The organism is Pseudomonas sp. H3_A02 (assembly GCF_054671965.1).
The window spans coordinates 1659338-1680684 of sequence record NZ_CP162807.1; the positions used below are offsets into that span (position 1 = coordinate 1659338).

General features: G+C 63.5%; 18 protein-coding genes. 16 read left to right on the plus strand and 2 right to left on the minus strand.

All coding sequences use genetic code 11. From position 1 onward, the window contains the following. Positions 1–61: 61 nt before the first annotated feature. Entirely contained in the window at positions 62–1015 is a 954-nt protein-coding gene (gene gshB, locus AB4N80_RS07170; RefSeq protein WP_053188919.1) for a glutathione synthase, read from the minus strand. Positions 1016–1239: 224 nt separating this feature from the next. Here gshB and pilG point away from each other — a divergent pair, with 224 nt between their 5' ends. From pilG to madM, 16 genes are all read left to right on the plus strand, one after another. Beyond that, positions 1240–1668, plus strand: coding sequence for a twitching motility response regulator PilG (gene pilG, locus AB4N80_RS07175; RefSeq protein WP_122567389.1), 429 nt, complete (start codon positions 1240–1242; stop codon positions 1666–1668). A 45-nt stretch (positions 1669–1713) separates the two neighbouring features. Next, entirely contained in the window at positions 1714–2079 is a 366-nt protein-coding gene (gene pilH / locus AB4N80_RS07180; protein WP_003206465.1) for a twitching motility response regulator PilH, read from the plus strand. A gap of 10 nt (positions 2080–2089) precedes the next feature. Beyond that, positions 2090–2629: a chemotaxis protein CheW gene (locus tag AB4N80_RS07185; RefSeq protein ID WP_122567388.1), complete on the plus strand. Its 540-nt coding sequence runs from the start codon at positions 2090–2092 to the stop codon at positions 2627–2629. 202 nt (positions 2630–2831) lie between these two features. Then, positions 2832–4892, plus strand: coding sequence for a methyl-accepting chemotaxis protein (locus tag AB4N80_RS07190; RefSeq protein ID WP_122567387.1), 2061 nt, complete (start codon positions 2832–2834; stop codon positions 4890–4892). Positions 4893–5078: 186 nt separating this feature from the next. Next, positions 5079–11018, plus strand: a complete 5940-nt coding sequence (locus AB4N80_RS07195) for an Hpt domain-containing protein (protein WP_460081288.1) — start codon at positions 5079–5081, stop codon at positions 11016–11018. Continuing rightward, a complete protein-coding gene (locus tag AB4N80_RS07200) occupies positions 11011–11481 on the plus strand; it encodes a chemotaxis protein CheW (RefSeq protein ID WP_305468749.1) in 471 nt (156 codons plus the stop codon). Before AB4N80_RS07195 ends, AB4N80_RS07200 begins: the two co-directional genes overlap by 8 nt. 384 nt (positions 11482–11865) lie before the next feature. After that, positions 11866–12495, plus strand: coding sequence for a nucleotidyltransferase domain-containing protein (locus tag AB4N80_RS07205; protein ID WP_354336094.1), 630 nt, complete (start codon positions 11866–11868; stop codon positions 12493–12495). A 439-nt stretch (positions 12496–12934) separates the two neighbouring features. Further along, the gene (gene mdcA, locus AB4N80_RS07210; protein WP_122567382.1) at positions 12935–14605 is read left to right on the plus strand and encodes a malonate decarboxylase subunit alpha; all 1671 of its coding nucleotides are present in this window, start codon (positions 12935–12937) and stop codon (positions 14603–14605) included. Further along, complete coding sequence (locus AB4N80_RS07215; protein ID WP_460081293.1) at positions 14606–15481, plus strand: triphosphoribosyl-dephospho-CoA synthase; 876 nt, start codon at positions 14606–14608, stop codon at positions 15479–15481. Further along, positions 15481–15780: a malonate decarboxylase subunit delta gene (locus AB4N80_RS07220; protein WP_003206454.1), complete on the plus strand. Its 300-nt coding sequence runs from the start codon at positions 15481–15483 to the stop codon at positions 15778–15780. The genes AB4N80_RS07215 and AB4N80_RS07220 overlap by 1 nt, the downstream gene beginning before the upstream one ends. Continuing rightward, positions 15773–16624, plus strand: a complete 852-nt coding sequence (locus AB4N80_RS07225; RefSeq protein ID WP_305468746.1) for a biotin-independent malonate decarboxylase subunit beta — start codon at positions 15773–15775, stop codon at positions 16622–16624. Before AB4N80_RS07220 ends, AB4N80_RS07225 begins: the two co-directional genes overlap by 8 nt. Continuing rightward, on the plus strand, positions 16621–17424 hold the full coding sequence (mdcE, locus tag AB4N80_RS07230; RefSeq protein ID WP_122567379.1) for a biotin-independent malonate decarboxylase subunit gamma: 804 nt from the start codon (positions 16621–16623) through the stop codon (positions 17422–17424). Before AB4N80_RS07225 ends, mdcE begins: the two co-directional genes overlap by 4 nt. After that, complete coding sequence (locus AB4N80_RS07235; RefSeq protein WP_205929634.1) at positions 17418–18041, plus strand: malonate decarboxylase holo-ACP synthase; 624 nt, start codon at positions 17418–17420, stop codon at positions 18039–18041. Before mdcE ends, AB4N80_RS07235 begins: the two co-directional genes overlap by 7 nt. Then, on the plus strand, positions 18038–18958 hold the full coding sequence (mdcH, locus tag AB4N80_RS07240; protein ID WP_460081297.1) for a malonate decarboxylase subunit epsilon: 921 nt from the start codon (positions 18038–18040) through the stop codon (positions 18956–18958). The genes AB4N80_RS07235 and mdcH overlap by 4 nt, the downstream gene beginning before the upstream one ends. A 67-nt stretch (positions 18959–19025) precedes the next feature. Further along, positions 19026–19418 (plus strand): malonate transporter subunit MadL, encoded by a 393-nt coding sequence (madL, locus tag AB4N80_RS07245; RefSeq protein ID WP_122567376.1) that lies wholly within the window; start codon positions 19026–19028, stop codon positions 19416–19418. Positions 19419–19423: 5 nt separating this feature from the next. Next, positions 19424–20188: a malonate transporter subunit MadM gene (gene madM, locus AB4N80_RS07250; RefSeq protein WP_122567811.1), complete on the plus strand. Its 765-nt coding sequence runs from the start codon at positions 19424–19426 to the stop codon at positions 20186–20188. Between the two features lie 112 nt (positions 20189–20300). Here madM and AB4N80_RS07255 read toward each other — a convergent pair whose 3' ends face one another. Then, positions 20301–21215, minus strand: a complete 915-nt coding sequence (locus tag AB4N80_RS07255) for a LysR family transcriptional regulator (RefSeq protein WP_460081300.1) — start codon at positions 21213–21215, stop codon at positions 20301–20303. Positions 21216–21347: the final 132 nt, after the last annotated feature.

Genomic DNA, 21347 nt, shown 5'->3' on the forward strand with positions numbered 1-21347 from the left:
ATCGCGTTTTTTTCAGGCCGGGCATGATAACGCAATGTGGGTTTCCTTCAGCAGATCTGGATCAACGAGCCTTGAGCTTCTGATCGATGGCATCCATCAGCATGCCGCCGATGTCCGTGCCAAAGGCGTTGTCGATCTCGCGAATGCACGTCGGGCTGGTGACGTTGATTTCCGTCAGGTGCTCGCCGATCACGTCCAGGCCCACGAACAGCAGGCCTTTCTCGCGCAGGGTCGGGCCGACCTGGGCGGCGATCCAGCGGTCTTTCTCGGTCAACGGCCGCGCCTCGCCACGTCCGCCGGCCGCCAGGTTGCCCCGGGTTTCGCCAGCGGCCGGGATACGCGCCAGGCAATAGTCCACCGGTTCGCCGTCGATCATCAGGATGCGCTTGTCGCCATCGACAATGGCCGGCAGGTAGCCCTGGATCATGATCTGCTGCTGGCCGTGCAAGGTCAGGGTTTCCAGGATCACCGACAGGTTCGGGTGGCCAGCTGTGTGCCGGAAGATCGAGGAGCCGCCCATGCCGTCCAGAGGCTTGAGGATCACGTCGCCGTGATGGTCGGCAAATTCGCGCAATACGTCCGGGCGACGGCTGACGATGGTCGGCGGCGTGCACTGCGGGAACAGCGTGGCGAACAGCTTTTCGTTGCAGTCGCGCAGGCTCTGGGGCTTGTTGACCACCAGCACGCCGGCGTTTTCCGCTTGTTCCAGCAGGTAGGTGGAATACACGAACTCCATGTCGAACGGCGGATCCTTGCGCATCAGGATCACGTCCAGGTCGCTGAGCAGTGCGTCGCTTTCGTCGCCCAGCTCGAACCACTTCTCAGGGTTGGCGAAGACCTTCAGCGGCTTCATCCGCGCCCGTGCCTGGCCTTCGGCCTGGTAGAGGTCGCGCTGCTCCATGTAGAACAGCTCCCAGCCGCGCTTCTGAGCGGCCAGCAGCATGGCCAGCGAGCTATCCTTTTTATAGGAAATGCTGGCAATAGGGTCCATGACAATGCCGACGCGTACGCTCATGGCTTGGTTCCTCGAAAAGTGATGGGCACATAATGGCGTGAAAAAGTGGCGTCAGAGTGGCGCCCGGAAGATTGGCGGTCAAGGAAAAACCACCGCGCCGAGCGGCCGATAGATCGGCGATGGAGACTGTGCTAAAAAGGCTGCCATGTGACGTGCGGGCCTTGAACATCAAGGGTTTGCGCTGTCGATCACACTTACGCGTTAAAAATCGGTTCGCAGTGGCAATGGCAGAGCATCTCACGCAGCAACCCAGCGCCTTGAAGGTCATGGTCATCGACGACTCGAAGACCATCCGCCGCACCGCCGAAACCTTGCTGCGCAACGTGGGCTGCGAGGTGATCACGGCCATCGACGGTTTCGATGCCCTGGCCAAGATCGCCGATCATCATCCGGGCATCATCTTCGTCGACATCATGATGCCGCGCCTCGATGGCTACCAGACCTGTGCCCTGATCAAGAACAACAGCGCGTTCAAGGCCACGCCGGTGATCATGCTGTCGTCCCGGGATGGGTTGTTCGACAAGGCCAAGGGGCGCATCGTCGGTTCCGATCAGTTTTTGACCAAGCCGTTCAGCAAGGAAGAACTGCTGGGAGCGATACAGGCCCATGTCCCGGGCTTTGCCGCTGTCCAGCCGCACCAGGCACATCAATGACACTCGGCCAACGGGCCTGGGGTCGACAAGAAAATGGGGAACACCATGGCACGAGTTCTGATCGTCGATGATTCGCCGACTGAAATGTACAAACTGACCGGCATGCTGGAAAAGCATGGTCATCAGGTCCTGAAGGCCGAGAATGGCGCCGATGGCGTGGCCCTGGCCCGCCAGGAAAAACCCGACGCGGTGCTGATGGACATCGTCATGCCCGGCCTCAACGGTTTCCAGGCCACGCGCCAGTTGACCAAGGACCCGGACACCGGCCATATCCCGGTGATCATCATCACCACCAAGGATCAGGACACCGACAAGGTCTGGGGTACGCGCCAGGGGGCGAAGGACTACCTGACCAAGCCGGTGGACGAAGAAACCCTGATCGCGACCTTGAACAAAGTACTGGCGGGTTGACGGCGCGGCCATGAGCCAATCCCTGACGGCCTTCGAGCTGCTGCTGCAGATCGACCGGCGTTGCCGGCTGCTGGGGGCAGACCTGCCTTCCCAGCCGACCCACCGCGTTGGCTGGAGCGGCATCGGTTTTCGCCTGGGCGAGCACTGGTACGTGGCGCCGATGGGCGAAGTCAGCGAAGTGCTGCACGAGCCACGTCACACGCATTTGCCCGGGGTCAAGCCGTGGGTGCGTGGCGTGGCTAACCTGCGCGGGCGCTTGTTGCCGTTGATGGATTTGTGCGGGTTCTTCGGCCATGAGCTGTCCACCGTGCGCAAGCAGCGGCGGGTGCTGGTGGTGGACCACGACGAGGTGTTCGCCGGGTTGCTGGTGGACGAGGTCCTCGGGCTGCAGCACTTTGCCCAGGACAGCCTGGAACCGCTCCTGGTGGACGATCTCGACGGTCCGGAGGCGGCCTTCGTCCAGGGCCGGTTCGGCGGCGAGCGCGAGTGGCAGGTGTTCAGCCCGTTTGCCCTGGCGCGGTCGCCGGGGTTCATGGATGTGGCGATTTGACGAGAGGCAGCGCAGGCCCCTTGTGGGAGCAAACCTGTGGGAGCAAAGCTTGCTCGCGATGGCGGCGCCTCGGTTGACGAGAAAACTGTGTCGTTCTCATCGCGGGCAAGCCTTGCTCCCACAGAGCCACACTGATTGAGCAGACTGCACAACACTACAGTTAATAGCAGTGAGTTGGACTGGGCAGCACAGGCGAGAACCGATGATCAAAGCAAAAACAGGCAAGCCACTGGAAGCGTCGCGCAGTCGTTCGCAGATCATCGTGCTGTTCGTCGCACTGATCGTCTTCATCATGCTGCTGTTCGCCAACTTCGCTTACCTCAACACCCAATCCACCTACGACAAACAGTACATCGGCCATGCCGGTGAGCTGCGGGTGCTGTCCCAGCGCATCGCCAAGAACGCCACCGAGGCCGCTGCCGGCAAGCCCGCGGCGTTCAAGCTGTTGAGCGACGCGCGTAATGACTTCGCCCAGCGCTGGGGTTACCTGAAGCAGGGCGACCCGGTGACCGGCCTGCCGCCTGCGCCCGCCACCCTGCGCCCGCAGATGCGCGCCGTGCAGCTGGATTGGGAGCGCCTGCTCAAGAACACCGATGCCATCCTCTCCAGCGAGCAGACCGTGCTGTCACTGCACCAGGTGGCGGCGACCCTGGCCGAAACCGTGCCGCAGTTGCAGGTCGAGTACGAAAAAGTCGTCGAAATCCTGCTGCAACGTGGCGCGCCGGCCACCCAAGTGGCCATGGCCCAGCGCCAGTCGCTGCTGGCCGAACGGATTCTCGGCGCGGTGAATACCGTGCTGGCGGGGGACGAAAACGCCAGTCAGGCCGCCGACACCTTCGGTCGCGACGCGGCGCGTTTTGGCCAGGTGCTCAATGGCATGTTGCAAGGTGACCCGGCCCTGAAGATCTCCCAGGTCCAGGATCGCGATGCCCGGGCGCGGCTGAGCGAAATCAGCGAGCTGTTCGAGTTTGTCTCGGGCTCGGTGGATGAAATCCTCGAGACCTCCCCGGAGCTGTTCAAGGTCCGCGAATCGGCGGGCAACATCTTCAACCTGTCACAGACCCTGCTCGACGAGGCTTCGCACCTGGCCACGGCCTTCGAAAACCTCGCCGGCGGGCGTTCCGTCAATACCATCGGCGGTTATGTGCTGGGGCTGATGGCGCTGATGTCGATCATCCTGATCGGGCTGGTAATGGTCCGTGAGACCAACCGCCAGTTGCACGAAACCGCGGAAAAGAACGAGCGCAACCAGAACGCGATCATGCGGCTGCTGGATGAAATCGAGGACCTGGCCGACGGCGACCTGACCGTCACGGCCTCGGTCACCGAGGATTTCACCGGCACCATCGCCGATTCCATCAACTACTCGGTGGACCAGCTGCGCGATCTGGTGGCGACCATCAACCTCACCGCCGGCCAGGTCGCCGCCGCCGTGCAGGAAACCCAGGCCACGGCGATGCACCTGGCCCAGGCGTCCGAGCACCAGGCCCAGCAAATTTCCGAAGCTTCGACTTCAATTAATGAAATGGCCCAGTCCATCGACCAGGTCTCGGCCAATGCCGCCGAATCGTCGGCGGTGGCCGAGCGCTCGGTGGAGATTGCCAACAAGGGCAACGAGGTGGTGCACAACACCATTCATGGCATGGACAACATTCGCGAACAGATCCAGGACACCGCCAAGCGCATCAAACGCCTGGGTGAGTCATCCCAGGAAATTGGCGACATTGTCAGCCTGATCGACGACATCGCCGACCAGACCAACATCCTCGCCCTCAACGCCGCCATCCAGGCGTCCATGGCCGGGGATGCCGGGCGCGGGTTCGCGGTGGTGGCCGATGAAGTGCAGCGCCTGGCCGAGCGTTCTTCGGCGGCGACCCGGCAAATCGAGACCCTGGTGCGGGCGATCCAGGCCGACACCAACGAAGCGGTGATTTCCATGGAGCAGACCACCACCGAAGTGGTGCGCGGTGCGCGGCTGGCCCAGGACGCCGGCGTCGCCCTGGAAGAGATCGAAGGCGTGTCCAAGACCCTGGCGGCGCTGATCCAGAGCATCTCCAACGCGGCGCAGCAGCAGACCACCTCGGCGGGGCAGATTTCCTTGACCATGAACGTGATCCAGCAGATCACCACGCAGACGTCGTCGGGCTCCACCGCCACTGCCGAAAGTATCGGCAACCTGGCGAAAATGGCCAGCCAGCTGCGCCGTTCGGTGTCGGGGTTTACCTTGCCGGCGAAGCCTTCGGTCGAGGAGGACAAAGCGTGACCAACCGGATCCATCCGTTGGAAAAGGCTTTTTGTGGCGAGGAGGTTTCTGTAGGAGCAAGGCTTGCCCGCGATGAAGATAACGCGGTACTTCGGGAACCGAGATGTTTGCATCGCGAGCAAGCTTTGCTCCCACAGATCAATCCCTTTCCCGCAGGCGTGTTGTGTTCTCCTGATTGGAGTGGTTATGGGTGATCGGCACGACTACGTGGCCCTGGAATGGGTCAAGGGCGAGATTGCCGAAACGCTGAAGCAGGCGCATCTGGCCCTCAACCGCCTGGTGGACGATCCCCAGGCGTCGGATGCCCTCGGGCAATGCCTGGCCTGCATTCACCAGGTCCACGGCGGCCTGCAGATGGTCGAGTTTTACGGTGCGGCGTTGCTGGCCGAGGAGATGGAGCAGCTGTGCGCCGCCCTGCAGGACAACCGCGTCACCCATCGCGACGAAGCCATCAGCCTGTTGAGCCAGGCCCTGGGGCAGTTGCCGATCTACCTGGATCGCATACAAGGCGCCCGCCGAGATTTGCCGCTGGTGGTACTGCCCCTGATCAACGACCTGCGCAGTGCTCGGGGCGAGAGCCTGTTGTCGGAAACCAGCCTGTTCAGTCCCGAGTTGCCCGATATTGCGCCGCTGGGCAATGAGGCCTTGCGGCGCCTCGAACCCGCCGACCTGCCAAACACCTTGCGCAAATGGCGCCAGACCCTGCAAATGGCCCTGGTGGGCCTGCTGCGTGAACAGGATGACGCGACCCACCTCGGTTACCTGGCCAAGGTTTTCCAGCGCTTGGAAACGTTATGCGCCGGGGCACCGCTCAATGCGTTATGGCAGGTGGCCTCGGCGCTGGTCGAAGGCATGCGTGACGGGCGCATCGCCAACAGCCCGGCGCTGCGCAGCCTGTTCAAGGAAGCTGACAAGGAACTCAAGCGCCTGCTGGACCAAGGCATGCCCGGCATCAATCAACCGGCACCGCCCCACCTGCTCAAGAGCTTGTTGTTCTATATTGCCAAGGCCGAACACCCCAGCGGGCAGATGCAGATCATGAAAGAACGCTACTCACTGGACGACGCGCTGCCCGACAGCGCCATGGTCGACGAAGAACGCGCGCGCCTGGCCGGGCCCGACCGCGATGCCATGCGCTCGGTGCTTGCCGCGCTGTGCGAGGAGTTGGTACGGGTCAAGGAGCGCCTGGACCTGTTCGTGCGCAGCGATCGCCAGCACGCCTCGGAGCTGGACAGCCTGCTGGCGCCGCTGCGGCAGATCGCCGACACCCTGGCGGTGCTGGGTTTCGGCCAGCCGCGCAAGGTCATCATCGATCAACTGGCGGTGGTCCTGAGTCTCGCCCAGGGCCAGCGCGAGCCGGACGACGCGACCCTCATGGACGTCGCCGGGGCCTTGCTCTACGTCGAGGCGACCCTGGCCGGCATGGTCGGCACCGTCGAGCCCGAGAGCCGTGAAGACACGCACCTGCCCACCACCGACCTGACCCAGATCCACCAGATCGTCATCAAGGAAGCCCACACCTGCCTGCAACAGGCCAAGGACATGATCGTCGACTACATCGACGCGGACTGGAACAGCGAGCAACTGCAACCCTTGCCGGCGCTGCTGACCCAGGTGCGCGGGGCACTGGCGATGATCCCCCTGAGCCGTGCCGCCAGCCTGGTGGAGGCCTGCAACGCGTTCATCCGTGACCATCTGCTGCTGGAGAAGGCGCAGCCGGGTTGGGAAGAACTCGACCACCTGGCCGACGTGATCACTGGCCTCGAATACTACCTGGAGCGCCTGAGCGAAGACCCGGAAACCCCTGGCGAGCCGTTGCTCGATGGAGTCGAGCGGAGCCTGGCCGCGCTCGGTTATTTCCCTGACGAAGCACGGGTACCGGTGCTCGATGATGTGTTGAGCCCCAACGAAGCCCAGGTCATGCAGGACTTGCAGGAGCTGGATGACCCGCAGACGGTGCAGTCCTTGGCCCAGGTGCTGGCCAGCCCGGTCTCGGCGGTCAATCCGCCGGCCAAGAGCACCCCGGGCAGCCTGTTGCCGCCACCATTGGACGAGAGCCCGGTGGACGACGAGTTGCGCGAGGTCTTCCTCGAGGAAACCGCCGAGGTGCTCGACGTCCTGCGTGAACACTTGCCGCGCTGGAGTGCGCATCCCGACGACCACGGCGCCCTGAGCGAACTGCGCCGGGCCTTCCACACCCTCAAGGGCAGCGGCCGGATGGTCCGGGCGCTGGTGCTGGGTGAACTGGCCTGGGCCGTGGAAAACCTGCTCAACCGGGTGCTGGAGCGCAGCGTCGAGCCGCAGGCGTCGGTCCGTCAGTTGATCGAAGACACGGTGCAGTTGTTGCCGGCCCTTGTGGCCGAATTCGCCGCCAATCGACAGCGCCAGCGCGACGACGTCGACCGCCTGGCCGCCCGCGCCCATGCCCTGGCCAAGGGCGGCGATGCAGACGATGAAGACGACGAGCAGGACGTGGCCGCCCTCGATCCGCTGCTGTTGAAGATCTTCGACAACGAAGCCCAGGGCCACCTGACCAGCCTCAATCGTTTTCTCGACCAGGCGGCCGACCATCTGCCGTTGCAGGCCAGCGATGAATTGCAGCGAGCCTTGCACACCCTCAAGGGCAGCGCGTCCATGGCCGGCGTACTGCCCATCGCCGAGCTGGCCGGCGCGATGGATGAACTGGCCCGGGAATACCGGGCGCACCTGATCGCCCTCGATCTGGATGAGGTGGAATTGCTCCTGGAGGCGGACGGACTGCTGCGCCGCGGCCTGCGCCAGTTGCACAGCGAGCCGCTGGCGCCGATCCCCGGCGCCGAGGATCTGATCCAGCGTGCCCAGGCTCTGTTGGCCGAGCGTCTGCACGCCGCCAACAGTGCGCCGGACAAAGCACTGCGAACCAAGCGCGATCCACAACTGATCAACAACTTCCTCGCCCAGGGCATGGACATCCTGCTGGACGCCGAAAGCCTCTTGCAGCGATGGCAGCAGCACCCCGGTGAAGGCCAGGAACTGAGTGCGCTGCTGGATGAACTGACCACCCTCGGCGAAGGCGCGCACCTGGCCGACCTGCACCCGGTGGACGAACTCTGCGAAGCCTTGCTGGACCTCTATGGTGCGGTGGAAGAAAGCAGCCTGGCGGTCAGCGATGAATTTTTCCAGCAGGCGCAGCTCGCCCATGAAGCGCTGATCGACATGCTCGATGAGCTGGCGGCCGGGCAACATGTGCGTCCGCAGCCCGAGCGGGTAGCGGCCCTGCGCCGCCTGCTCCAGGAGAGCCTCGACCCGTCGGCCACCGGCCTGATCCGCAGCGACGGCAGCCGCACCCTGAGCATCCGCGAACTGGGCCACGCCACGGCGGAGATGGAGCGCGATGCACCCGCCGAGACCTCGGTGGAAGATGACCTTGCGTCGATTTTCCTCGAAGAGGCCCAGGACATCCTCGAAAGTGCCGCCCAGGCCCTGCAACGCTGGTTGGCCGATCCGGACAACGGTGCGCCGTTGTCCTCGCTGCAACGGGACTTGCACACCCTCAAGGGTGGCGCGCGGATGGCCGACATCCGCCCGGTGAGCGACCTGGCCCAGGAGCTGGAAAACCTTTACGAGGGGCTGGTGGACCGGCGCTACAGCTACAGCGAGGAACTGGCGCAACTGCTCGGCAGCAGCCACGAACGCCTGGACCTGTTGCTCGGGCAGTTGCAACAGGGCCAGCCGTTGGGCGATCCCGTTGCGCTGATCGACTCCATCCGCAGGTTCCGCCAGGACAAGCCGAACGCCATCGAGACGAGCGCCGCGACCCGAGCCGACGGTGCCGGCCATGATCCCGAGTTGCTGGAAATCTTCCTGGAAGAAGGTTTCGACATCCTCGACAGTTCAGGCGCGGCGCTGCTGCGCTGGCAGGAAGAACCGTCCAATCGCCAGGCCGTGGAAACCCTGCTGCGGGATTTGCACACCCTCAAGGGTGGCGCGCGGATGGTGGAAATCGTCCCCATCGGCGATCTGGCCCACGAGCTGGAAAACCTCTATGAAGGCCTGTCGGCGGGCCTGCTCCAGCCGACCCCGGCGCTGTTCGCCTTGCTGCAAAGCAGCCATGACCGACTGGCGCAGATGCTCGACGCGGTGCGCGCCGGCCATTCGTGCCCGCTGGCTGATCGGCTGATCGCGCAGATCCAGGCGGTGAATCATCCCCAGGAAAGTGCTGCACCACAGGCTGTCCCGACACCGGAGCCGATCACTGCGCCCATCGCCAGTCAGCCAGCGGCGCCCCCCGCCAGACAAGACCCCGGCGCAGCGGGCGACGGTGCGGACATGGTCAAGGTCTCGGCCGAACTGCTCGACGACCTGGTGAACCTGGCGGGCGAAACGTCGATTTTCCGTGGGCGCATCGAACAGCAGGTCAACGATGCACGCGTGGCCCTGGGCGAAATGGAAACCACCATCGAGCGCATGCGCGACCAGTTGCGGCGCCTGGACACCGAAACCCAGGGGCGGATTCTCAGCCGCCAGCAGGTGGAGGCCGAGCGCCTGGGCTACGAAGAGTTCGACCCGCTGGAGATGGACCGGCATTCTCAGTTGCAGCAGTTGTCTCGGGCGCTGTTCGAGTCCGCCTCGGACTTGCTCGAGCTCAAGGAGACCCTGGATCGCAGCAATCACGATGCCGAGGTCCTGCTGCAACAGCAGGGGCGGATCAACACCGAGCTCCAGGAAGGCCTGATGCGCACGCGCATGGTGCCGTTCGAGCGCATGCTGCCGCGGCTCAAGCGCATCGTCCGGCAAGTGGCACAGGAACTGGGCAAGGACGTGGAGTTCGTGGTCGGCAATGCCGACGGCGAGATGGACCGTAACGTCCTGGAGCGCATGGCCGCGCCCCTGGAACACATGCTGCGCAACGCCGTCGACCACGGCCTGGAACCGGCCGACGTGCGCATCGCCGCCGGCAAGCCGGCGCGAGGGCGCATCAGCCTCGACCTGTCCCGGGAAGGTGGCGACATCATTTTCGACATCCGTGACGACGGTGCCGGCGTGCCGCTGGAGGCGGTGCGGAGCAAGGCGATCAAGCGTGGCCTGCTGGCGCCGGACAGTGACATCAGCGACCGCGACGTGCTGCAGTTCATCCTGCAGCCGGGATTTTCCACTGCGGAAAAAATCACCCAGATCTCCGGGCGTGGCGTCGGCATGGACGTGGTCCACGAAGAGGTGCGGCAGTTGGGCGGCAGCATGATCATCGATTCCACGCCGGGGCAGGGCGTGCATTTCCGCATCCGCCTGCCGTTTACCGTGGCGGTGAACCGGGCGTTGATGGTGCATTGTCACGAAGATCAGTACGCGATCCCGCTGAACGCCATCGAAAGCATTGTCCGGGTGTTGCCCGCCGAGCTGGATGGCTATTACCAACTCGATCCGCCGACCTACACCTACGCCGGGCAGCGCTATGAGCTGTGCTACCTGGGCGAGCTGTTGAAAACCGGCGCACGGCCGAAGTTGCTGGGCCAGAGCCAACCGTTACCGGTGCTGCTGGTGCAGTGCAACGAGCGGCACGTGGCTGTGCAGGTGGACGCTATCGCCGGGACCCGGGAGATCGTGGTCAAGAGCCTGGGGCCGCAATTCTCGGCGGTGCAGGGCCTGTCCGGGGCGACGATCCTGGGGGACGGCCGGGTGGTGTTGATTCTCGACCTGCTGGCGCCGATCCGCGCCTTGCCCCACCAGGTCCCGCGCCGCCAAGTGCCGGCTGAAGGTGAGGGCGAACCGCAACGGCCACTGCTGGTGCTGGTGGTGGATGACTCGGTGACGGTGCGCAAGGTCACCAGCCGCCTGCTGGAGCGCCATGGCATGCACGTCCTGACCGCCAAGGACGGCGTGGATGCCATGGCGCTGCTGGCCGAACACGCGCCCGACCTGATGCTGCTGGACATCGAGATGCCGCGCATGGACGGTTTCGAAGTGGCCAGCCAAGTGCGCAACGACCCACGCCTGGCGCACCTGCCGATCATCATGATCACCTCCCGCACCGGCCAGAAACACCGCGACCGCGCCATGGCCATCGGCGTCAACGACTACCTGGGCAAGCCGTACCAGGAATCGGTGCTGCTCGACAGCATCGCCTACTGGAGCAAAAACCATGCATGAACATCGCGCCAGCCACCTCACCGGGTTGCTGCTGCCCCTGGCCGACCGGCATCTGATCCTGCCCAACGTGGCGGTGGCCGAACTGATCGACTACCAAAGCAGCGCCTTCGATCTGGACACCCCGCCGTGGTTCCTGGGCTGGGTGAGCTGGCGCGAACGGCAGATCCCGCTGTTGAGCTTCGAGTCGGCCTGCGGCCAGAAAACCGTGATGGGCGAGCGCGTGCGCATCGTCGTGCTCAACGCCCTGGGCGGCCGGCCGGAGTTGCGGTTCATAGCGTTGCTGGTGCAAGGCATCCCCCGCTCCTGCAAGCTCGACAGCCAATTGAGCTACGTCGACGTGCCGCTGTGCGGGCTGGAACAGGCGGCGGTACAGGTGGGTGAACATGTGGCGAAAGTGCCGGATCTGCTGGCGTTGGAGGAGTTGGTGGTGGCGGCGGGGTTGGTTCAGCACCACAAACCCTGAACCATGCACATCTCCACTGTGGGAGCGAGCTTGCTCGCGATGGCGGCTTGACAGCCGGCCTGGCTCTGGCGGGCGGTGTACACCCATCAGACCTGTTTGGGCTGGACCTGTTTGAGCAAGACCTGTGGGAGCAAAGCTTGCTCGCGAAGGCGGCACATTCAGCATTGATGCAAGCAGACCCGTCGCTATCGCGAGCAAGCTCACTCCCACAATGATTTATGTCGATTACTGGAATTCAGGCATGCCGCCGATTTAGCGACATATCAATTAATAGGTCCCATAAAGGGTCTGATCAGTCCCTTTATGGGACCTATTTATGCTCAAAGCTTGATAGGTCCCAAAAAGGGACCTATCGTTCCCTTTTTGGGACTCTTGGTATCCTCCATGAATCACCTCTCTCTCAGTAATGCTCTTTTCACTGCCACCCAGAAACGGGTCTTGGGTTTGTTGTTCGGTAAGCCGGATCAAAGCTTCTATACCAACGAAATTGCCCGCTGGGCTCAAGTCGGTAAGGGCAGCCTCATGCGGGAGTTAGAGCGCCTGCAACGCTCAGGTGTGCTCACCATGACGCGTCAGGGCAATCAAACCCATTACCAGGCCAATCCACATTGCCCGATTTACAGTGAACTGTTGGGCATCGTGCAAAAAACCATCGGTATCGCCGAACCGTTGCGTCAGGCGTTGGAACCTTTTTCAGAACAGCTGAGTTGGGCGTTCGTCTATGGCTCCATTGCTAAAGGCCAGGCAAACGCATCCAGTGACATAGATCTCATGCTGATCGGTGAAGGCCTGCACTACAGTGAAGTCATGGAGCGGCTCATGCCCTTGGAAGAGCAGTTGGGTAGCCCGCTTAACCCGACTCTCTACACGCCCCAGGACTGGGCTGTGAAATTTGCCGCTGGCAACAGTTTCGTAGTGCGTGTAGCGCAACAGGACAAGATCAATTTGCTGGGTGAAGACCCTTTGGAAACCAAGGATGGGCAAGCAAGAAAACCTGGAGAATCTGTTACGTAGCGGCGGCCTGAAAGCCGAGCCACCGGATCGTCAGGAATGCGAAGGCTTGATGCCGCCACCAATCGAAAGGTAACCATCAATCTGGTGGGAGCGGGCTTGCTCGCGAAAGCGGAGTGTCAGCCACCTCAATGTCGACTGATACACCGTTTCGCGAGCAAGCCCGCTCCCACAAGGTAAGCATTTCAACCTGATAAATCGGCTCGATCGTACCCGCGTGGATACGATCAGGGGTGGGAGCTTGCTCGCGATGGCGACAGAACAGTCAGCATTGATGTGGCCTGACCCACCGCTATCGCGAGCAAGCTCGCTCCCACATTTTTGATTTGTGTTCATCGTGAACCATTACGCCAACCGTAACGATCCGCCGCCGAGCTTGATTGATGCCCTCGGCCCAACACTCCTAATGTGACCCCCACGACAGCGAACCCGTGGAGTGGTCATGACAACAACAATATCCCCCGACTCGCGCTGGACGCGGCGGCGCAGCGAGAAGCAGCGGCGGCTCGGGCTGGTGAAGGGGCTGGCCGACGGTGTGGTGTTGCCCACCGACAAGATCGTCGCGGCGCTGGAGGCGTTGATCCTGCCCGGCGACCGTGTGGTGTTGGAGGGCAATAACCAGAAGCAGGCGGATTTCCTTTCGCGCTCCTTGGCCAAGGCCGATCCGGGCAAGCTGCATGACTTGCACATGATCATGCCCAGCGTCGGTCGTTCCGAGCATCTGGACCTGTTCGAACGCGGCATCGCCCGCAAGCTCGATTTCTCCTTCGCCGGCACTCAGAGCCTGCGCATCAGCCAGTTGCTGGAAGACGGCCTGCTGGAAATTGGCGCGATCCATACTTACATCGAGCTCTATGCCCGGCTGGTGGTGGACCTGATTCCAAATGTGGTGCTCTCGGCCGGTTTCATGGCCGACCGCGCCGGCAATATCTACACTGGCCCCAGCACCGAAGACACACCGGCGCTGATCGAGCCGGCGGCTTTCAGTGACGGCATCGTCATCGTCCAGGTCAACCAGTTGGTGGACGACGTCAGCGACCTGCCGCGTGTCGACATTCCCGCGTCCTGGGTCGATTTCGTGGTGGTGGCCGACAAGCCGTTCTACATCGAGCCGCTGTTCACCCGTGACCCACGCCACATCAAGCCTGTGCATGTGCTGATGGCGATGATGGCGATCCGTGGGATCTACGAAAAACACAACGTCCAATCCCTCAATCACGGCATCGGTTTCAACACAGCCGCCATCGAATTGATCTTGCCGACCTACGGCGAATCCCTGGGCCTGAAGGGCAAGATCTGCCGCAACTGGACCCTCAATCCGCACCCGACCCTGATCCCCGCCATCGAAAGCGGCTGGGTCGAAAGCGTGCATTGCTTCGGCACCGAGTTGGGCATGGAAAACTACATCGCCGCCCGCCCCGACGTGTTCTTCACCGGCCACGACGGCTCGCTGCGCTCCAACCGCATGGTCTGCCAACTGGCCGGGCAGTACGCGGTGGACCTGTTCATCGGCGCCACCCTGCAAGTGGACGGCGACGGCCATTCCTCCACCGTCACCCGGGGCCGCTTGGCCGGCTTCGGCGGTGCGCCGAACATGGGCCACGACCCCCGCGGTCGCCGTCACGGCACGCCGGCCTGGCTCGACATGCGTCACGGCGATGGCGAGGCGCCGCTGCTCGAGCGCGGCAAGAAACTGGTGGTGCAGATGGTCGAGACGTTCCAGGAGGGCGGTAAACCGACTTTCGTCGAGACCCTCGACGCCGTGGACGTGGCGAAGAAGGCTGGCATGCCCCTGGCGCCGATCATGATCTACGGCGACGACGTCACCCATCTGCTGACCGAGGAGGGCATTGCCTACCTGTACAAGGCCCGCTCCCTGGAAGAACGGCAGGCGATGATCGCCGCCGTGGCCGGGGTCACCACCATCGGTTTGCGCCATGATCCGAAAGACACCGCGCGCATGCGCCGCGAAGGGCTGATCGCCTTGCCCGAAGACCTCGGCATCCGTCGCACCGACGCCACCCGCGAATTGCTCGCGGCCAAGAGCGTGGCCGATCTGGTGGAATGGTCCGGTGGCCTCTACAACCCGCCCGCCAAATTCAGGAGTTGGTAAATGCACGCCTTCAACCTGCGACCGAAAAAACTGTCCTTGGCCGAGCACCTGGCAGACATGGCGGTGGATGTGCTGATCGACGAAGCCGACCTGTCACCTAAACCGGCTTTGGTGGACCGTCGTGGCAATGGCGCCCACACCGACCTGCACCTGGGCCTGATGCACGCCTCGGCGCTGTCGCTGTGGCCGGCGTTCAAGGAAATGGCTGAGGCCGCCCTTGAATGCGGCGAAATCGGCCTGCCGTTACGCGAAGCCCTCGGGCGCATCGGCCGTGAGGGGGAAGCGGCGATGCTCACGACCACCGACGGCGTGAATACCCATCGCGGGGCGATCTGGGCCTTGGGCTTGCTCGTGGCGGCGACGGCGCTGGAGCCTGAATCCAACGTCGCCAGTGCCGTCACGCTACGTGCCGCCCGCCTGGCTTTACTCAACGACCGCTACGCGCCGCAACCCCTGAGCCACGGCGCCCAGGTCGCCCAGCGCTACGGCGTGCGCGGAGCCCGGGAAGAAGCGCAACTGGCGTTCCCGGCGGTGACGGGCCTGGGCCTGCCGCAGCTCAAGCGCAGTCGTGCGGCGGGGGCGGGCGAGCAGAACGCCCGGCTCGATGCCTTGCTGGCGATAATGACCACCCTGGCCGACACCTGCGTGCTCTACCGCGCCGGCGAGCCGGGTTTGCAGGCCATGCAACAGGGCGCCAGGGCGGTGCTTGATGCCGGTGGTAGTGCGAGCCTGGGCGGTCGTCGTCAGTTGCACGCGCTGGACCAACAACTGATTGCCTTGAACGCCTCGCCCGGTGGCGCTGCCGATCTGCTCGCCGCCTGCCTGTTTCTCGACCGTATCGAACGCGGCGATGGCCTCTTCCCTGGAGTGTGCTGATGGAAACCTTATCCTTTGAATTCCCCGCCGGGCAGCCGCCACGGGGCCGGGCGCTGGTGGGCTGCGTCGGCTCGGGCGACCTGGAAGTGCTGATTGAACCGGGTCTGGCGGGCAAGCTGACCATCCAGGTGCAGACCTCGGTCAATGGCAGCGAGCAACGCTGGCAACATCTGTTCGCCCGCATGTTCGACGGCCAGACGCCACCGGCCCTGTCCATCGACATCCATGATTTCGGCGCCACCCCTGGCGTGGTGCGTTTGCGCCTGGAACAGGGCTTCGAGGAGATCGGCCATGACTGACAGCGCAGCGTTGCTCAACAAGCACAGCTTCGTCGAACTCGGTGCCCGACAACGGGCCAAGGCCTTGCTCGATGACGGCACGTTCCGTGAGTTGCTCGACCCGTTCCAGCGGATCATGTCGCCGTGGCTCTTGCGCCAAGGCGTGGTGCCGCAAAGTGACGACGGCGTGGTGATCGCCAAGGGCACGCTCGAGGGCCTGCCCGTGGTGATCGCCGCTATCGAAGGTGCGTTCCAGGGCGGCAGCCTCGGCGAAGTCGGCGGGGCGAAGATTGCCGGTGCGTTGGAGCTGGCGGCCGAAGACAACCGCAAAGGCATTGCGACCCGCGCTGTGCTGCTGCTGGAAACCGGCGGCGTACGGTTGCAGGAGGCCAACCTCGGGCTCGCGGCGATTGCCGAGATCCATTCGGCGATTGTCGATTTGCGCCAGTACCAGCCGGTAGTTGGCGTGGTCGCCGGCAGCGTCGGTTGCTTTGGCGGCATGTCCATTGCCGCTGGGCTGTGCAGTTATCTGCTGGTGACGCGGGAAGCGCGGCTGGGCCTGAACGGTCCACAAGTGATCGAGCAGGAAGCCGGCCTCGACGAATACGACTCCCGCGACCGCCCGTTCATCTGGAGTCTGACCGGCGGCGAGCAGCGGTTCGCCACAGGATTGGTGGACCGTTATGCGGCCGACGATGTGACGCAGATCCGCCAACAGGTCAGCCAGTTGCTGCACCTGGGCGTGCCCGCGCAACACCGCAGCGGCCAGGCCGAGTTGTTCCTGCAGCGCCTGGCCCGCTTGGACACTGCCGTGCAAATCGAACCGGTAGCGGTTCGTCAGCTGTATCAGGGAGAACGCCCATGAGTTCGTATTCATTGAGAGGCTTGCGCTGGTTCGAGGCCCTGAGTGGCGACGCCAAACCGCTGGAAGGCTTGCCGGCTTCGTTGAAAGTCACAGACACCAGGTTGGGCGAGCAAACCGTACGCCTGCTCGCGGTGGTGGCTGATCCCGACAACCGCTTCCCGCGGGCACGCAACGGCGAAGTCGGCTTGCTGGAAGGCTGGGGCCTGGCCAAGGCGGTGGATGAGGCGATTGACGCCGACCGTGATGCGGTCAACAAGCGTGCGCTGATCGCCATTGTCGATGTGCCGAGCCAGGCCTATGGCCGGCGCGAAGAAGCCCTGGGCATTCATCAGGCCTTGGCCGGTGCGGCGGACAGCTACGCCCGCGCCCGATTGGCCGGGCATCCGGTGATTGGCTTGCTGGTGGGCAAGGCGATGTCGGGGGCGTTCCTGGCCCACGGCTACCAGGCCAACCGGTTGATTGCCCTGCGCGATCCGGGCGTGATGGTCCACGCCATGGGCAAGGCTTCGGCGGCGCGGGTGACCTTGCGCAGTGTTGAAGAGCTTGAGGCGTTGGCCGCCAGTGTGCCGCCGATGGCCTATGACATCGACAGTTTTGCCAGCCTGGGTCTGTTGTGGGAAACCTTGTCGGTGGAACAGATCGAGCAGCCGTTGGCGGAGGATCTGGAGCGGGTGACGGCGTGTCTGCTCCAGGCGATTGAAGATGTAGAGGCGGGGCCGCGTGACCTGAGCGGACGTCTGGGTGCGTACAACCGTATCGCGTCGAGCCGGGTTCGCCAACTGCTGAGAGAGCAGTGGTGAGTACGTTTCTGGCCCATGATCTGCTGTGGGGGATGACCCCGCAACAGTTGCCAGCGGATGCGCCGGCATGGGTGGTCGAGTCGATCACCGCCGGTCAACCGGTGGTGGTTCGGCGAGCGCTGATGACGCCGGATCGAATCGCGGTCGGCGTGCGCGGGCGCTTGCGCGAGCAGCGTTATGCAACGTCGATGGCGATCACGGCGATTGCCCGTCGTGTCACGCCGGAAGACCTTTGTCACGTTGCCTCGACTCGCGACTTGCCAGCCCTGCAAGCGCTGTCCCAACTGCGCCCGCTGCTCGACGCCAGCGGCTGGACCTGGGGCGTCAGCGGTAGTGCCGGGTTCGAGCTCGCCACGGGGATCGAGGCGCTGCATGAGCGCAGTGACCTGGACCTGATCCTGCGCACGCCGGACTGTCTGGATCGGCTCCAGGCCAGGAAGTTGCTGACGCTACTGGATGCCTCGGTATGCGCTGTGGACATGCAATTGCAAACCCCTTGCGGCGCCGTGGCCCTGCGCGAATGGGCGGGTTCGTCCCGTCGGGTCTTGCTCAAGGATGACGTTCAGGCCCGGCTGGTGAGCGATCCTTGGCAACCTTCAGTGGGGCAGGTCGCGTGAGCAGCCTCTTCGTCTTTCCCGGCCAGGGTGCGCAGCGAGTGGGCATGCTCCATGGGTTGGCGCCGCGGATCCTGGACGAGGCGGGGGATGTGCTCGGTGAAGACGTCCTGCGACTGGACAGCGCCGAGGCGTTGCAATCGACCCGTGCGGTGCAACTGTGCCTGCTGATCGCCGGCGTGGCGGCGGCCCGCCGATTGCTGGAACAGGCCCCAGCGCCGGACTATGTGGCGGGTCTGTCCATCGGTGCGTATCCGGCGGCGGTCGTTGCCGGGGCGCTGGGCTTCGAGGATGCGCTGCGGCTGGTCAGCCTGCGCGGCGAGTTGATGCAACAGGCGTATCCGCAAGGCTACGGCATGACCGCGATCATCGGCCTGGACCTGGCGGCAGTGGAAGCGTTGCTGGCGCAGGTGCACAGCGACCGCACACCGGTCTACCTGGCCAACATCAATGCGGATAATCAGGTGGTTATCGCGGGCAGCGACGAGGCCATGAGCAGCGTTGCCAAACAGGCGCGAAGCCTGGGTGCGGGCAAGGCTTGTCGACTGGCGGTGAGCGTGCCGTCCCATTGCCCGTTGCTGGAGACTCCGGCGCAAGCATTGGCCCAAGCGTTTGCCGATGTGACGTTGAAAGCACCCACCCTGGGCTATCTCAGTGGCAGCCGTGCCCGGCCGGTCATTAACACCGAGGCCCTGCGCGACGACCTGGCCTTCAACATGTGCCGCGTCGTCGATTGGCGCGGCACGGTGCAAAGCGCCTACGAGCGCGGCGTGCGGTTGCAGATCGAACTGCCGCCCGGTGCGGTATTGACCGGGCTGGCGCGCCGGGTATTCGAGCAGGGCACGGTCATGGCTTTCGACGGCGCCCGGCTCGATACCTTGCAGGCGCTGTTGCGTGAGGAGGGAAGCCGCCAACCCTAGACCACCGACTCAAGCTGGCGAAGCACAAAAACAACAACTTCGACGATGCATTTTGAGGATTAAAACAATGATTATTTACGGTGTGGCGTTTCTGGCCTTTTGTACCCTGGCGGGTATTTTTATCGGCGAGCTGCTAGGCAAATTGATCGGCGTGCCGGCTAACGTCGGCGGCGTCGGCATTGCGATGCTGCTGTTGATCGGCCTGGGCAGTTACCTGAGCAAACGCGGCTTGTTCAAGGGCAAATCCGAGGCCGGCGTAGAGTTCTGGAGCGCGATCTACATCCCCATCGTGGTGGCGATGGCGGCGCAGCAAAATGTCTACGGTGCGCTCAAGGGCGGGCCGATGGCGATCCTGGCCGGGACCCTGGCGGTGGTGATTGCCTTTGCGTTGGTGCCGGTGCTGGTACGCATTGGCAACAAAGATCCTCAGGCCGATGTTTCCGTCAAGACGGTCGGGTGATTGCCATGTACGAATCCATGATGAAAGTCATCACCGGCTACGGCCTGATCAGCGGTTTTGCCATTGTCGGCATCACCATGTGGGTGTCCTACTGGATCAGCGACACGTTCACCAAAGGCCGCCTGCATGGTTCGGCCATCGCCATTCTGCTGGGGCTGGTGCTCTCCTACATCGGTGGGGCGATGACCGGCGGGCAGAAGGGCGTGGTGGACATCCCGCTGCTGTCCGGGATTGGTTTGCTGGGCGGTGCCATGCTGCGGGACTTCGCCATCGTCGCCACGGCGTTCGGCGTGAGTGTCGAGGAACTCAAACGCGCCGGCTTCGTCGGGGTGCTGGCGTTGTTCGTCGGCGTCGCTACGTCGTTCATTGCCGGCGTGGGCGTGGCGATGGCCTTCGGTTACACCGATGCGGTAAGCCTGACCACCATTGGCGCCGGGGCGGTGACCTACATCGTCGGGCCGGTGACCGGGGCGGCGATCGGGGCCAGTTCCGAGGTGATGGCCCTGTCCATTGCCGCCGGGTTGATCAAGGCGATCCTGGTGATGGTGGCGACGCCGTTCGTGGCGCCGTTGATTGGCCTCAATAACCCACGTAGCGCGGTGATTTTCGGTGGTTTGATGGGCACCTCCAGCGGCGTGGCCGGTGGGTTGGCGGCCACCGATCCGAAGCTGGTGCCGTATGGTTGCCTGACGGCGGCGTTTTATACAGCGCTGGGGTGCTTGTTGGGGCCTTCGTTGCTGTTTCTGATCATGCGGGGGTTGCTGGGGTAGGGCTTTCAATCCTCATTGAAAGTATTGGCGCCATCGCGAGCAAGCTCGTTCCCACAGTTGACCGCGTGTCCCTGTGGGAGCGAGCTTGCTCGCGATGGGGGATAACTGGGTTTCAAGCCTGGCGATTGGCATACATCCGGCACTCGGCCAACAGCGCCAGCAGGTTCGGATCCCGCTCCTTGGCCTTGAGGAACACCACGCCGATGTGCTGCTGCAGCCGGTACTTTTCCTGCAACGGGATCAGCTTCACCCGGTTTTCATACACCGCCGCAATCCGGCCCGGCAGCAAGGCATAACCCACCCCGGAGCTGACCATGCTCAGCAGGGTGAAGATGTCGTTGACCTGCATCGCCACCTTCGGCTCGAACCCCGCCTGCTTGAACACCCGGACGCCGTCCTGGTGCGTGGCGAAGCCCTGGGTCAGGGTGATGAACGTCTCGTTGCGGACTTCGGCCAGGTCGACTTCGCAGCGCTGGGCAAAGGGTGAGTCGGCTGGCGTGGCGAGGAAAATGTCATCGCAAAACAGCTCGATATGCTCGCAGTCCGGGTCGTTGACGCTGTCGTCCAGGGACACCAGGATCGCATCGACTTCCATGTTCTTGAGCTTGTACAGCAGGTCGATGTTGGAGCCCATGATCAGGTCGATATTGAGTTCGCTACGGCGGATCTTCAGGCCCATGATCAACTGCGGCACGGTCTTGACCGTCAGCGAATACAGCGAGCCGAGCTTGAAGCGCTCGGCGGAGAAACCGGCGGCTTCGCGGGTCAGGCGCACGCTATCGACCACGTCCTGGATCAGCTTCTGCGCACGCTCCTCCAGCACGTAAGCGCTTTCCAGCGGCGTGAGGTTGCGGCCTTCGTGCTTGAACAACGGGCAGCGCAGGGCGCTTTCCAGCGAGTGAATGGCCCGGTGCACACTGACGTTGCTGGTCTGCAACTCGGCCGCCGCCCGCGCCAGGTTGCCGGTGCGCATGAAGGCCAGGAACACCTCGAGTTTTTTCAGGGTCAATTCTTCGTCGATCAGCATGGGGCGGACTCTTATTCGTATGACCTGATTGTGCCCCAATAGGCCTTTGTGATGAGGAAATTCAACCGCGGCGAATATCGGTTGAAGGACCTTCAATTGTGGCGAGGGAGCTTGCTCCCGCTGGGTGGCGTA